13 protein-coding genes are annotated in these 13339 nt (G+C 70.3%); 7 read left to right on the top strand and 6 right to left on the bottom strand.

Annotated features, from left to right (window positions below; all coding sequences use genetic code 11):
* The first annotated feature begins 55 nt into the window (after positions 1 to 55).
* Entirely contained in the window at positions 56 to 424 is a 369-nt protein-coding gene (locus KOD61_RS09825) for a CopD family protein (protein WP_251370712.1), read from the top strand.
* 17 nt (positions 425 to 441) lie between these two features.
* Here the strand turns inward: KOD61_RS09825 and KOD61_RS09820 are convergent, their stop codons facing one another.
* The 3 genes from KOD61_RS09820 to bla are packed head-to-tail and all read right to left on the bottom strand — an operon-like array spanning position 442 to position 3579.
* Positions 442 to 2151 carry an alkaline phosphatase gene (locus KOD61_RS09820; RefSeq protein ID WP_215218511.1) on the bottom strand — a complete coding sequence of 570 codons (1710 nt, stop codon included), beginning with the start codon at positions 2149 to 2151 and terminating at the stop codon, positions 442 to 444.
* Positions 2152 to 2209: 58 nt separating this feature from the next.
* Positions 2210 to 2698, bottom strand: coding sequence for an NUDIX hydrolase (locus tag KOD61_RS09815; protein WP_215218510.1), 489 nt, complete (start codon positions 2696 to 2698; stop codon positions 2210 to 2212).
* The gene (bla, locus tag KOD61_RS09810; protein WP_215218509.1) at positions 2698 to 3579 is read right to left on the bottom strand and encodes a subclass B3 metallo-beta-lactamase; all 882 of its coding nucleotides are present in this window, start codon (positions 3577 to 3579) and stop codon (positions 2698 to 2700) included. Before bla ends, KOD61_RS09815 begins: the two co-directional genes overlap by 1 nt.
* A 192-nt stretch (positions 3580 to 3771) precedes the next feature.
* On the opposite strand from bla, the gene KOD61_RS09805 reads away from it, so the two are divergent.
* Entirely contained in the window at positions 3772 to 4263 is a 492-nt protein-coding gene (locus KOD61_RS09805) for an acyl-CoA thioesterase (RefSeq protein WP_215218508.1), read from the top strand.
* A 57-nt stretch (positions 4264 to 4320) separates the two neighbouring features.
* On the opposite strand, the gene KOD61_RS09800 is transcribed toward KOD61_RS09805, so the two are convergent.
* Together KOD61_RS09800 and KOD61_RS13015 are read right to left on the bottom strand one after the other, a co-directional pair.
* Positions 4321 to 4980, bottom strand: a complete 660-nt coding sequence (locus tag KOD61_RS09800; RefSeq protein ID WP_215218507.1) for a C40 family peptidase — start codon at positions 4978 to 4980, stop codon at positions 4321 to 4323.
* Positions 4981 to 5098: 118 nt separating this feature from the next.
* Complete coding sequence (locus KOD61_RS13015) at positions 5099 to 5695, bottom strand: C40 family peptidase (RefSeq protein WP_251370568.1); 597 nt, start codon at positions 5693 to 5695, stop codon at positions 5099 to 5101.
* 113 nt (positions 5696 to 5808) lie between these two features.
* On the opposite strand from KOD61_RS13015, the gene KOD61_RS09790 reads away from it, so the two are divergent.
* The 5 genes from KOD61_RS09790 to hutG all read left to right on the top strand — a co-directional run bounded on the left by KOD61_RS09790 (position 5809) and on the right by hutG (position 11261).
* A complete protein-coding gene (locus KOD61_RS09790) occupies positions 5809 to 6288 on the top strand; it encodes an FKBP-type peptidyl-prolyl cis-trans isomerase (RefSeq protein WP_215218506.1) in 480 nt (159 codons plus the stop codon).
* Positions 6289 to 6426: 138 nt separating this feature from the next.
* On the top strand, positions 6427 to 7683 hold the full coding sequence (locus KOD61_RS09785; RefSeq protein WP_215218505.1) for a DUF418 domain-containing protein: 1257 nt from the start codon (positions 6427 to 6429) through the stop codon (positions 7681 to 7683).
* Positions 7684 to 7753: 70 nt separating this feature from the next.
* Positions 7754 to 9025 (top strand): NAD(P)/FAD-dependent oxidoreductase, encoded by a 1272-nt coding sequence (locus KOD61_RS09780; protein ID WP_215218504.1) that lies wholly within the window; start codon positions 7754 to 7756, stop codon positions 9023 to 9025.
* 53 nt (positions 9026 to 9078) lie between these two features.
* Positions 9079 to 10422, top strand: a complete 1344-nt coding sequence (gene gorA, locus KOD61_RS09775; RefSeq protein ID WP_215218503.1) for a glutathione-disulfide reductase — start codon at positions 9079 to 9081, stop codon at positions 10420 to 10422.
* A 44-nt stretch (positions 10423 to 10466) separates the two neighbouring features.
* Positions 10467 to 11261 (top strand): N-formylglutamate deformylase, encoded by a 795-nt coding sequence (gene hutG, locus KOD61_RS09770; RefSeq protein WP_215218502.1) that lies wholly within the window; start codon positions 10467 to 10469, stop codon positions 11259 to 11261.
* A 55-nt stretch (positions 11262 to 11316) separates the two neighbouring features.
* Here hutG and KOD61_RS09765 read toward each other — a convergent pair whose 3' ends face one another.
* A complete protein-coding gene (locus KOD61_RS09765; protein ID WP_215218501.1) occupies positions 11317 to 13287 on the bottom strand; it encodes an alpha/beta hydrolase family protein in 1971 nt (656 codons plus the stop codon).
* Positions 13288 to 13339: the final 52 nt, after the last annotated feature.

The following is a 13339-nucleotide window of genomic DNA, read 5'->3' as shown; positions in this document are numbered from 1 at the left end:
CGCCGTGGCCTACCTCTGGACCAAGACCTTCCACCTCGTGTTCGTGATCGCCTGGATGGCGGCGGTGTTCTACCTGCCGCGGATCCTGGTCAACATCGCCGAGGCGGGTGAGGCGCCTGCGGTGCGCGAGCGGCTCGTGCTCATGGGGCGTCGGCTGTACCGTTTCGGGCACGTGATGTTCGCGCTGGCGGTGGTGCTGGGCCTGGTGCTGTGGCTGCACTTCGACATCGCCGGCGGCTGGCTCCACGCCAAGCTGCTGCTGGTGGCGGTGGTGCTGGCGTACTTCATCGCCAGCGGGCGCTGGCTGAAGGGCGTCGACGCGGGCCGGCCGTTGCCGTCGGCCCGGTCGATGCGCTGGTTCAACGAATTGCCGGTGCTGGTGCTGGTGGCGATCGTCTGGCTGGTGCTGGCCAAGCCGTTCTGATCGCCGCCTGATGGCCGTCAGTGCCCGTGGAGGGCGCTGGCGTCCGGCAGTTCCACCGGCACGCCATCGGAGTTGCAGCGACCGGCCGCGCACATCGCCTCGCGCAGCCGTGGCGTCGCCTGCAGCATGAAGTGGAAGATGGTGTTCTGCTCGACGCTGCCGCGTACCGCCGCGCTGCCCGGCCCCCGTGCCCAGATGCCGACGTCGTCGCCGCCATGCGACTCGCTGCCGCCCGGCACGGTGGCCTCCTGCAGGTAATCGGGGCCACCGGTGTCGACCAAGCTCAGGTCCGGGCGGCCGGTTGCGGCGAGGTACTCGCCCGGCCGGTGCGGGAACGACTTCGGCCCGGCCGGCTGGCTGCCGCTGGCACCGGTGTAGCCGGGGCCGTTGGCGTAGCCAAGCGTGGTGAACGGCAGGCCCAGCGCGTCGGTGGACGTTTCGACGCTGCCGTCGGCGTTGGTCTCGCGGACCTTGCCCAGGATCGGGTTGCCACGTGTCGGGTAGCCGGCGAACGTCAGCGTGTGCGCATGGTCGGCGGTGACCAGTACCAGGGTGTCGTCGGCCGAGGTCATCCGGCGCGCGACGTCGACCGCCTCGCTCAGCGCGATCGTGTCGCCCAGTGCGCGGAAAGCGTTGCCGTCGTGGTGGGCGTGGTCGATCCGGCCGGCCTCGACCAGCAGCACGTACCCGTCCGCGTCGGTCGCCAGGCGGGTGATCGCCGCGCGGGTCATCTCGGCCAGGCTAGGTTCGCCGGCTGGGTCGTTGGGGCGGTCGTGCTCGTACTGCATGTGGCTGGGTTCGAACAGACCCAGCAGCGGCCCGTCGGCCGGCGCGGCGGCCAGCTGCCCGGCATTCCACGCATAGGTGCCGCCGGGGTGGCGACGCTTCCATTCGGCGATCAGGTCGCGCCCGTCGGCGCGGCGGCCGCGGGCGTCGGGGTATTCCGGGTCGGCTTGGTCGGACGGGAAGAAATTGGTGCGGCCGCCGCCCATCAGCACGTCGGGGCCGTTGCCGTACGGCGACTCGATCATCTGCCGGGCGATGTCGACGCAGCCCGCCGCTTTGGCCGCCGCCGGCATCGCGCTGTCGCTCTCCCAGTTGCGGTTGGGCGCATGGCTGAACGTCGCTGCGGGGGTGGCGTGGGTGGCGCGCGCGGTGGTTACCACGCCCGTCGCCATGCCGCTGGCGGCCGCCAGCTCCCATAACGTCACCAGCGGGGCTTCCAGCGACGCCGCGCAGTCGCCGAACGGCGCCGACTGGCCGATGCTGATGACGCCTGCACGGGTCTTGGCGCCGGTGGCCATGGCGCTCATGGTGCCGGCCGAGTCGGGGGTCTGCTGGTCGGTGTTGTAGGTCTTGCTCAGCGCGGTGGCCGGGAAGTCCTCCCAGCCCAGGCGGTTCTCCTCGCCCGGCTGGCCCTTGCGCTGGCCGTCGAGGATGCGTGCGGCGGCGACCGTGGTCAGGCTCATGCCGTCGCCGACGAACAGGATCACGTTGCGCGCCCGGCCTGCCATCGCGCCGCGGCTGGCGGCCTGGGCGGCGCCGTCGCGGAACCACCAGGCGGCGGTTTCACCGGCAGGGCGCTCGATGGCGGGGACCTCGACCTGCAGGCTTGCAGTTGCCCCCGGGGCGCTGTCCCGCGGCTGCGGCGTGCTGACGCAGGCGGTCAGCAGGGCGGAGGACAACGCGGAGGCGAGCAGCAGGGGAAGGCGGACGCGTGCGGGCATGGAAACAACCTGGGACCGTGGAACGGACGATTATGCCGCGCCGTTGTTGCATCCGGCCTCAGGCGCGCGAATGGCTCCACGAGACCATCCGCCCCTCGCGGTACGGCATGACCCCGTGGAACTGCCGCTCGTCGTCGTCGAACACCAGCGGCAGGAAGTTACGGTCGCCCTCCCACATCGGCAGTTCGTGCAGACGGTCCAGCGGCACCCATTCCAGCGTGCCTTCCGGGTTGTGGGTGAAGGGCGTGCCGGCGAAACGCGTCACCAGGAACACGAAGCCCAGCCAGTCCTCGCCCCGCTTGCCGAACCCCGGCCAGCTGACGGTGCCGCGCAGGCGCAGCTGCTCGCAGGTGATGCCGGCCTCCTCGAGGATCTCCCGGCGCATGCCGGCCACCACGTCCTCGTCGGGCTCGATTTTGCCGCCGAGGCCGTTGTACTTGCCCAGGTGCTGGTCGTCGGGACGGGCATTGCGGTGGACCAGCAGCACCTCGCGGCCGTCGGGCGACAGCACGTAGCCAAGGGTTGCGACGATCGGGGTGTAGGGCATCAGTTGCCTGCCTCCCGGCGCTGCGTGGCCAGCTGTTCGTCCAGCCGGCGCTCGGCGTTGTCGGCGTAGGCCTGGCAGCCGACCGGTGCCGGATGGCGATCTGCGGCGGCGCCCGGCGCCCAGCCGACGCTGTCGGGGTGCGGGGCGATCAGCAGATCGCAGGGCAGTGCGCGGATGGCGGCAAATCCGGCGCGGTAGTCCTCCACGATGCGCGGGTAGCGCGGGTTGTCGAGCAACCGGTAATCGGGCGCGCTGACGCTGTCGGCGTATGCGATGCGCACCGGCTGTCCGTCACGGGTGTCGGTCCAGCTCCAGCTCATCGACCCGGGGGTGTGGGCGGGCGTGAAATGGACGGTGAAAGCCATGCCGCCCAGTGTGATGGTCTCCCCGTCCTGCAGTAGGCGGTCGGCCTGCACCGGGGGGAACAGGATGGCGTCGGCGTAATGGATGTCGTCGCTGCCACCGCGCGCCAGCAGCACGGCCGATTCTGCGTTGCTGGCAAGCATGGCACCGGTGGCGCGCTTGACCGCCGCGAGCGGGCCGGCGTGGTCGCCGTGCGCGTGGCTGTGGAGGATGTAGGTCAGGTCGCGGGGTTCGACGCCCACCGACGCCATGTGCTCCAGCAGCATGTCCGCGGCCGATGCCACGCCGCCGTCGAGCAGGACCGCGCCCTCGTCGGTCTTCACCAGCAGCGCGGTCAGCCCGCGCGTGCCGATGTACCAGGTGTTGTCGGCGATCCGGAACGGTGCCACCGGCTCGCGCCAGGCCTCGCGGGTCTGGTAGCCGTGCGCCACCGGCAACACCGCCTCGGCGGCGATGGTGGTGGAGGAGGCGGCCCACAGCAACGCGCAGGCGAGGGTCGGCAGGCGGGAGGAAACCATCGGGGCACCCTGGCGTGGATCGGGCGCGCAAGTGTGGGTGATCGCCGCGGGCGTCGCCACCGGCGAACCGTCAACCCGCCTGCACCGGATGCTGCGCATAATCGGCCGTCCCTCGCAGGAGTCGCCGATGAGCCGTTGCACCGCCGCCGCCCCCAGCCCGCCTGTCTGGCGCATCGCGCCGGAGGCCCGCACGTGAGCGGCAGCCAGCGCGAACTGACCATGCGCTTCCTGGCCGAGCCCACCGACGTCAACTACGGCGGCAAGGTGCACGGCGGGGTGGTGATGAAGTGGATCGACCAGGCCGGCTACGCCGCCGCGGTCGGCTGGAGCGGTACCTACAGCGTTACCGTCGCGGTCGGCGGCATCCGCTTCGTGTCGCCGATACGCATCAGCGACCTGGTCACGGTGCGGACCAAGCTGGTCCACACCGGCACCAGCAGCATGCACTTCGCGGTCGAGGTCAGCGCCCGCGATCCGATGGGGGGCGAGCCGCGGCTGTGCACCCACTGCGTAATCGTGTTCGTCGCCCTCGACGGGGTCGAAGGCAAGCCCACTCCGGTCCCGGCGTGGACACCGGTCAGCGACGACGACCGCCACCTCGCCGACTACGCACTGCAGGTGATGGAGCTGAGCAAGGGCATCGAGCAGACCGTCGAACGCTACCGCCTGGCCGGCGAGCTGTAGCCGGAAACGACGAAGCCGCCCGGAGGCGGCTTCGGCAGGACCACGGGAAGGCTTGCGTCAGATCCCGGCCACGCGCCGGGCCTGCATGTACTTGCCGCTCCAGTAACCGGTCTCCAGGCTGGACACCATCACGTCTTTGCCGGTACTGGGTGCGTGCACGAAGCGGCCTTCGCCGACGTAGATGCCGACGTGGTCGACGCGGCCACGCTTGCCGAAGAACACCAGATCGCCCTCGGCCAGCTCGGACTTGTCGGCGATCAGCTCACCGGTCCGGGCCTGGTCGCGCGACACGCGCGGGAGCTCGACGCCCAGGGCGTTGCGAAACACGTAGCTGACCAGCCCGCTGCAATCGAACCCCTTGTCCGGCGAGGTCCCGCCCCAGCGGTAGGGCGTGCCGAGCAGGGCGAGTGCCCGCTGCAGGACGTTCTTCACCTTGCCGTCGGTGGGCTGGTAGTCGGCCGCCACGGCGGCGGTCTTGCCCGACACCAGCAGTGTGTTGATGTCGCTGGCGAGCATGAGCGCGCGGTCGGGCAGGGTCATCGCGTCGGGCATCAGCGCCGGGGCGTTGGCCGCCGTCGCCGGAGTGGCCTGTTGCGCGAAGGCCGGCAGCGCCGGGGCGGCGGCCAGCAGGATCGAAAGAAGGAGGCGGGTTGCGGCACGCGGGGTGCGGGCGGCGGAGGTATTCGGGCGGCCTTGGCCTGGGGTCTTGGTCGTCACTTGGGGATCACGAAGTCATCACGCGGGCATCATGCCCGCGGAATCCGGCCAAGAGGTTCAAATAGAGTTAATTTTCCGTTAGGAGTATGCGGCGTTCATTCCACTTCGGCAGGTGCGTTCAGAGGACGCGCTTCGCACCGCTGTAGTGGTCCCGCCAGTAATGCCCGTTCAGGTGGTCGAGCCGGACCGTCCCGCCACTGCTGGGGGCATGCACGAAACGGCCGTCGCCGACATAGATGCCGACGTGGGTGACCCGGCCGCCGCTGCCGAAGAACACGAGGTCGGCCGGGGACAGCTGGTCCGGGGCGATCCGCGGCCCTTGGTAGCCCGCCAGGGCGCCCGAGCTGCGCGGCAGGCGCAGGTCGAGCATGTCGCTGTAGACATAGTTGACCAGCCCGCTGCAGTCGAACCCGGACTGCGGGGTGTTGCCGCCATAGAGATAGGGCGTGCCGACCAGGCTGATCGCCCGCATCAGCACCGCATTGGCGGCGGCGGGATCACTCGGCGCCCGCGTGGCCCAGTCGCGACCGGGCGGCGGAGGCTGCGAGCGCGCCACTTCGCTTCCGCTTCCGCTTCCGCAGCCGGCCAGACCTGCGCACAACAGCAGGCTGCAGCACAGCGCGGCCAAGGGTCGGAGGGTCGGGGACGCGGCGGCCTGCACCGGGCGTGCTGGCGCGTGGGCGTTGATGCCGGGATAATGCGCGGCCTTCGTCACGCCGACAGCTTGGCTGTCCCGGGGCGCGACGGCAACCCCCTTCGCCGCCACCGACCGGTGGTGCTGCCCGCGCCACGCGACGGTCCTCCGTCCGGCCTCCACCGAGTAACCGCATGAAAATCGAGAAAGACCGCGTCGTCCTCTTCCACTATTCCGTCGCCGAGCAGGGTGGCGAGTCGCTCGAATCCTCCGAGGGCCGCGGCCCGCTGGCGATCCTGGTCGGCCACGGCAACATCATCCCGGGGCTGGAGAAGGCGATGGACGGCCGCGAGGCCGGCGACAAGTTCACCGCCGAGGTGAAGGCAGCCGAGGCCTACGGCGAGATCCAGCCCAACCTGACCCAGCGCGTCCCGAAGAAGTACTTCAAGGACGTCAAGTTGGTCCCCGGCATGCAGGCCGTGCTGCCGACCAACTTCGGCCCGCGCGCGGTGACCGTCCAGAAGGTCGGCATGAGCGTGGTCGACGTCGACCTCAACCACCCGATGGCCGGCAAGGACCTGAGCTTCGAGATCGAGATCGTAGAGGTGCGCGAGGCAAGCGAGGAAGAGATCCAGCACGGCCACGTGCACGGCGAGGGCGGTCACCAGCACTGACCGCAGCGGTCGTCATCGCAGACCCCGTCGGCCCGCCTTTGCGGGCCGACTTCGTTCTGGGGCCGGCATGACGTGTGGCGGTTGCCGACGCCTGCGCGGCTGGCATGATCGGCGCTTCAATGCCTGGGGAGGCTGCGCATGACCACCACGACCCTGACGCCGGTATCGGCATCGGAGCGGATCGACAACCTCGACGTGCTGCGCGGCCTGGCGCTGCTGGGCATCGCCCTGATGAACGTCGAGTACTTCACTGCGCCGCTGGCCGACATGGCCTCTGGCATCGCGCCGGACGCGCGTGGACTGGACTGGCTGGCCGACGCGTTCGTCTACGTGTTCGTGCGCGGCAAGTTCTGGACGCTGTTCTCGCTGCTGTTCGGCATGGGGTTCGCGGTGATGCTCGGCCGTGCCGCGGCGGCCGGCCGCGGGTTCGTGCCGATGTACCTGCGGCGCACGTTCGGGCTGCTGCTGATCGGCCTGGTCCACGCGTTGCTGGTCTGGTCGGGCGACATCCTGGTGTCCTACGCGGTGACCGCGCTGCTGCTCATGGCGCTGTTCCGCAATACGGCGACGACACAGCTGTGGAAGTGGGGCGCATGGATCTGGGGCGTGCTGCTGGCCCTGATGCTGCTCGGTTCGGCCGCGATGATGGCGATGGGCGATGCCGCCTCCGACCCGGACGCCGCGGCGATGGCCGAGACCATGGCCTCGCTGCGGGACGCCGAGATCGCCGCCTATTCTTCGGGCAGCTACGCCGAGGCGAACGCGGTAAGGCTTCAGTGGTTCATGGAGTCGCTGGGCGACAACTTCTTCCTCGTGCCGCTGGTGCTGGGGATGTTCCTGATAGGCGCGTGGCTGGTCCGCAGCGGGGCCATGTCGGAGCCGGCGGCCCATCGGCGCATGTTCGTCCGGCTCGCATGGCTTGGCGGGCTGGCTGGCCTTGCGCTGACGCTGGCGAGCGTGGCCATTAACCCGAACCCCAACATGGTCGCCGGCGCCGATCCCGACGCCATGATGGCGATGACGTTGCACATGGCCGGGTCCCCGCTGATGGCCTTGGCCTTCGTCGGCATCGTGGTGCTGGCCCTGCAGCGCGGCGCTGCCTGGCTGCGGGCGGTCGCACCGGCCGGACGCATGGCGCTGACCAATTACCTCGCGCAGTCGGTGATCGGCACGCTGCTGTTCTACGGCTACGGGCTGGGCCTGTGGGGCGGGGTGTCGCGCGCCTGGCAGGTGCTGGGCGTGGTGGTGGTGTTCGCGCTGCAGGTGGCGCTCAGCCGCTGGTGGCTGTCGCGGTTCCGCTACGGTCCGATGGAGTGGCTGTGGCGCGCCTTCACCTACCTCCAGTGGCCGCCGATGCGGCGCGCGTCGGGCCCGGTGCCGCCCGTGGCTGCCTGAGTCCCTGGGTCGGTCGGGCGGGGATCGCCTGCCTGACACCGGCTGCTCGCCGCCGCTTAAACTCGCCGCCATGGATCGACGCGAAGACGTGGTGGTGGTGGGGGCCGGTGTGGTCGGGCTCGCCTCGGCGCTGGCCCTGATCGAGGCCGGCCGGCGGGTCACGGTGATCGACGCAGGCCGGGTCGGCGGCGGCAGTTCACATGGCAACTGCGGCACCATCACGCCCAGCCACGCACCGCCGCTGGCAGCGCCGGGCATGGTCGCCACCGCGCTGCGGATGATGCTGACGCCCGACGCTCCGCTGTACGTCCGGCCGCGGCTCGACCCGGTGCTGTGGCGCTGGATGTGGCGTTTTGCCGGTCGTTGCAACCTGCGCGACTGGGAAAGCAGCGCGCGTGCCAAGTCACAACTGCTCAACGATTCGCGGCTGCGGCTGCAGGACTGGATCGCGCGCTACGGGCTGGACTGCGGCTTCAGCGAGTCGGGCGAGGACTACGTGTTCCGCAGTGACCGCAAGTTCGAGGAAGACCAGCGCGAGATCCCGCTGCTGCGCGAACTGGGCATCGCGGTCGAGGTGATCGACGGTGCCCGTTTCGAGGCGATGGAACCGGCGGTCAAGCCCGGTGTCGCCGGCGCGATCCGGTTCTCCGGGGATGCCGTGTTGCGTCCCGACCGCTACGTCACCGAGCTGGCCCGGACCGTGCGCGAGCGCGGCGGGGTGGTGGTCGAGCATGCCGCCTTGGACTCGCTGGCGAGTAACCGCGATGGGGTGACACTGCGGGTAGCCGGCGAGGTGGTGCAGGCCGACCAGGTGGTGCTGGCGCTGGGCGCGTGGTCGCCCCGGCTGGCGGGCGCGGTCGGGCTGCCATGGCTGCGTTCGGTGATGCAGCCGGGCAAGGGCTACTCGGTCACCTATTCACTGCCGTCGCTGGTACCGCGTCGCCCGCTGATCCTGCGCGAGCGCTCGGTCTGCGTCACCACCTGGGACGACAGCCGGGGTTACGGCGGGTTCCGGCTCGGCAGCACGATGGAGTTCTCCGGCTTCGACGTCAGCCTCAACGAGCGCCGGCTCGGTGCGCTCGAGCGCGGCGCGGCCGAGTACCTGCACCAACCGGTCGGCCCCGAGGTCCGGGAGCGCTGGTACGGCTGGCGGCCGATGAGTTGCGACGACATCCCGATCATCGGCCGTGCCCCCGGCCACGATCGCCTTTGGCTGGCGACCGGCCACGGGATGATGGGCGTGGGGATGAGCACCGGCACCGGCCAGCTGGTCGCGGACCTGATGACCGGGCATGCGCCGGCCGTCGACCCCGCGCCGTACCGTCCCGACCGCTTCGCCTGAGGCCGCCTACACGCCGCTTCGGGCACGATGGGCCATCACCAGCGGAGCGAGCGATGCACAACGACTTCGACCTGATCGTGGTGGGTGGCGGATCCGGCGGGCTGGCCGGCGCCTTCCGCGCGGCCGAGCACGGTGCCCGGGTGGCACTGCTGGAACCCGAAGCGCTGGGCGGTACCTGCGTCAACGCCGGCTGCGTGCCCAAGAAGGCGATGTGGCTGGCGGCCGAGGTGGCCGGCAAGCTGGGGTTCGCCGGGCGGCTCGGGTTTCCCGCCCAGGACTGCGCGCTGGACTGGCCGACCTTCATCGCCCACCGCCAGCGCTACATCACCAACATCCACGCCAGCTACCAGCAGCGGCTCGACAAGGCCGGCGTGGCCCTGCTGCCGGTGCGCGGCCGGCTCGCGGGTGCAGGCACGGTCGAATGCAGCAACGGCGTCCGCCTGCGCGCGCCACGGATACTGATTGCCACCGGCGGCCACCCTGTGCGGCCGGACATGCCGGGCGCGGAGCTGGCCGGTACGTCGGACGATTTCTTCGGCTGGACCGCAGCGCCGGCCCGGGTCGCGCTGGTCGGTGGCGGCTACATCGCGGTCGAACTGGCTGGCGTGCTGCAGGCGCTGGGCAGCGCGGTCAGTGTCTTCGTGCGCGGGCAGCGGCTGGTCGACAGTTTCGATGCGCAACTCACCGCACAGCTGGCCGAGGACTACCGCCAGGCCGGCATCCACATCCATTTCAGCTGCAGCGTCGAAGGCGTCGAAAAGACCGGCGACGGATTCCAGGTCATCGCCCCCGGTGCATCTGAATTGGTGTTCGACCAAGTGCTGCTCGCCACCGGCCGGCGCCCCAACACCGACGCAATCGGCCTTGACACGGCCGGAGTCGAGACCGACCGCCGCGGCCACATCGTGGTGGACGAGCGGCACGCCACCAACGTGGACGGCATCTTCGCGGTGGGCGACGTCAGCACCGACCTGCCGCTGACGCCGGTCGCCATCGCCGCCGCCCGCCGGTTGATGGACCGCCTCTACGGCAACCGCGACCGGCCGCTCGATCCGCACGACATCCCAACGGTCGTCTTCAGCCATCCGCCCATGGGCAAGGTCGGCCTGACCGAAGACCAGGCGCGCGAGCAGCACGGCGACGACGTGCATGTCGCCACCGCGTCGTTCCGGCCGATGCTGCATGCGCTGGTCGACTCGCCGCAGCGCAGCGTGTTCAAGCTGGTCTGCGCCGGCCCCGACCGCCGGGTGGTCGGCATACACCTGCTGGGCGAGGCCGCCGACGAGATCCTGCAGGGCTTTGCGGTCGCGCTGAAGCGGGGCATCACCCTCGACGACCTGCACGACACCGTCGCGATCCACCCCACCAGCGCCGAAGAAGTGGTGCTCATGCGCTAGGCCGGGCGCGAGCGTCCTGTAGGAGCCGCTCCTACAATGGCCGGATGGATACCTACGCGCTCCACCGCGGCACTGCGCCGCTGCTGGTCAGCCTGCCCCACGACGGCAGCGTGATCCCCGAGGCACTCGCCGCGCGCATGACCGAGGCCGCGCGTGCCGCGCCCGACACCGACTGGCACGTCTCGCGCCTGTACGACTTCGCCCGCGAACTGGGCGCTTCCGTGCTCGTCCCGCGGTACTCGCGCTACGTGGTCGACCTCAACCGTCCGCCTGACGACACCTCGCTGTACCCCGGGCAGAACACGACCGGCCTGTGCCCGACCGTGCGGTTCACCGGCGAGCCGGTCTACCTCCCCGGCGCGGAACCCGACGAGGCCGAAGTGCGCGATCGCGTCGAACGCTACTGGCGCCCGTACCACGACGCCCTGGCGGGCGAGCTCGCCCGGCTGCGGCTGGAACACGGGCGGGCGGTGCTGTGGGAGGGCCACTCGATCCGTGGTGACGACCTCCCGTTCCTGTTCGACGGCCGCCTGCCCGACCTCAACCTCGGCACCGGCGGCGGGACGAGCTGCTCGCCGGCACTGCAGCAGCGACTGGAGGCGGTCCTCGCCGCGCAACACGACTTCGACTGGGTCGCCAATGGACGGTTCAAGGGCGGCCACATCACCCGCAATTACGGCGAGCCAGATCGGGGCGTCGAGGCGGTTCAGCTGGAGACCAGCCAGCGCTGCTACATGGACGAGGCGACGTTCGAGTACCTGCCGGAACGGGCGGCGCGCCTGCAACCGGTGCTTCGGCGCCTGCTGCTGGCCGCGCTGGCCGGGCCTGGAGCGGGTTGAAAGCGGGGGGTGAAAGCGGAGGCGCCGACCGCATCGACGGCCGGCGCCACACTTCTCAGGGCGCAGTGGCGGCGGTCGGGCCCGCGGAGCGGCCGCCGATGTGGCGGTCGAGGAAATCCGCCATCGTTTCCAGCAGCTTCGCCTGGTTCTCGGGCTTGTAGAAGCCGTGTCCCTCGCCGGGCACCACCAGGGTTTCCGCCGGACGCCCGCTCTTGCGGAACGCGGTGGCGAGCGCGTCGAACTGTTCCATCGGAACGCGCCGGTCGATCCGGCCCTGCGCCAGCAACACCGGGACCTTGATGCGGTCCACCTGCCGGGCGGGCGAGTTCTCGACCAGCGCGGCCTCGTCGGTACCGAGCACGCGCTCCAGGTAAGTACGTCCGGCGCGGCGGGCAGCGATGTCGCCTTCCTTGAACATCATCTGCAGGTCGTAGACGCCGACGTGGCCGATGGCGCACTGGTAGGCGTCGGGATACCGGATCGAGTTCATCAGTGCGGCGTAGCCACCGAAGCTTGCACCGTAGATGCACACGCGCGACGGGTCGGCCAGCTGCTGGTCGACCGCCCAGCGGACGCCGTCGGCGATGTCGTCCTGGATGCGCCCGCCCCATTCGCGGTAGCCCGCCTCGATGAACTGCTGTCCACGCCCGCCGGAACCGCGGTAGTTGACCTGCAGGACGGCGTAGCCGCGGCTGGCCAGGAACTGCGCCTCCGGATTGAACCGCCACCGGTCATACGGCCCGTGTGGGCCGCCATGGGGCATCACCACCATCGGCCGGGGGCCGTCACCGGCAGCGGTCAGGAACCCGTACAGCGTCCGGCCGTCGCGGCTGTTGAATTCGATCGGCCGCACCGGCGCCATCTTCGCCGGCTCGATCCAGGGCTTCAGCTCGGCGATGAGGCGGATCTTTCCCGCCGTCCGATCCAGCAGGTAGTACGCGCCGGGGTGGCTGCCGGAGTAGGTGAAGAAGATCAGCTTGCTGTCGTCGTCGCTGAAGTCGAAGGGCATGACCAGCTCGCCCGGGAAGCTCTGCATCAGGCCGGCGTGGAGCGCGGCCCAGGGCGATGCCTTGTCGATGTATTCGATCGCGGGCTTGCCGGCATCGAAGAACACGCCGAACGGCGCGCCGCGGCTGCCTTCGTACAGCACGCGGGCGATCTCCATGTCCGCCCGGCCCGCCAGCAGGGTGCGGGTGCCGGCGGCCAGGTCGAGCCGGTACAGGCGTTCGGGCTCACCCTTGTCGGACACCAGTGCGAACATGACGTCCGGCTGGTCCGAGAACCGCAGCGGCGACAGCGAATAGCCCGCCATCGTCCGCGGCAGTGGTTGCCAGGCCGCGTCGGCGGTGGGGCGGTAGCGCATCAACGGGTTGTCGTTGGCATCGCGGCTGACCGCGATCCGGGCAGTGCCGCTCCGGTCGGCGCCAAAGATGGTGTCGCCGCGGAAACGTTCGACCTCCTTGCGCACGCCGGTGCGGGTGTCGACGCGGAAAAGTACGGTGTCGGGCTCCTCTCCGCAGTTCCAGCAGCGGAAGGTCACCAGCGCCATGCCCGGGTCGTCGAGGATGAGGCCGGTGAGCGCCGAGAAGCCGTTGTCCTTGCGGCGACCGGACTTCATGAAGAAGTCGCCGATGTAGCCGAACAGCAGCTCCTGGTCGCTGCCATCGGCATTGGTCGCGATCAGCTCGCCGCGGCTGTAGGGTTCCGCGTGCAATGGCTCCATCTCGGCGCGTGACACCACCAGGCGCTCGTTGGTGGTCCAGTACACGTCGGTGACGTGCTGCTGCTTGCCGAAGCGCAATGCCAGCGCGCCTCCGCCCTCGTCGAGCGGGATGATCTGCAGCTGCGTCTCCGTTCCCTCGGCCACCGGCACCGCCATCGCGACCCGGGTACCGTCGGGCGACAGTGCGATGTCGGAAATCTCGGAGTGCTTGGCGAACAGTTCCGCGGCGGGTGGGCTGGCGGCTGCCACGGGGGCAGACAACAGCAAGGACAGCGCAACGCCGAAACAGCGGATATGTGGCATGTTCCCTCCCCGGAACACGGATGTGTCCCGGGAGTCTGCCACGCCGCGGCGG

The organism is Lysobacter luteus, assembly GCF_907164845.1.
GTDB classification, from domain to species: Bacteria; Pseudomonadota; Gammaproteobacteria; order Xanthomonadales; family Xanthomonadaceae; genus Novilysobacter; species Novilysobacter luteus.
This window is presented reverse-complemented; position numbering and strand designations above follow the sequence as displayed.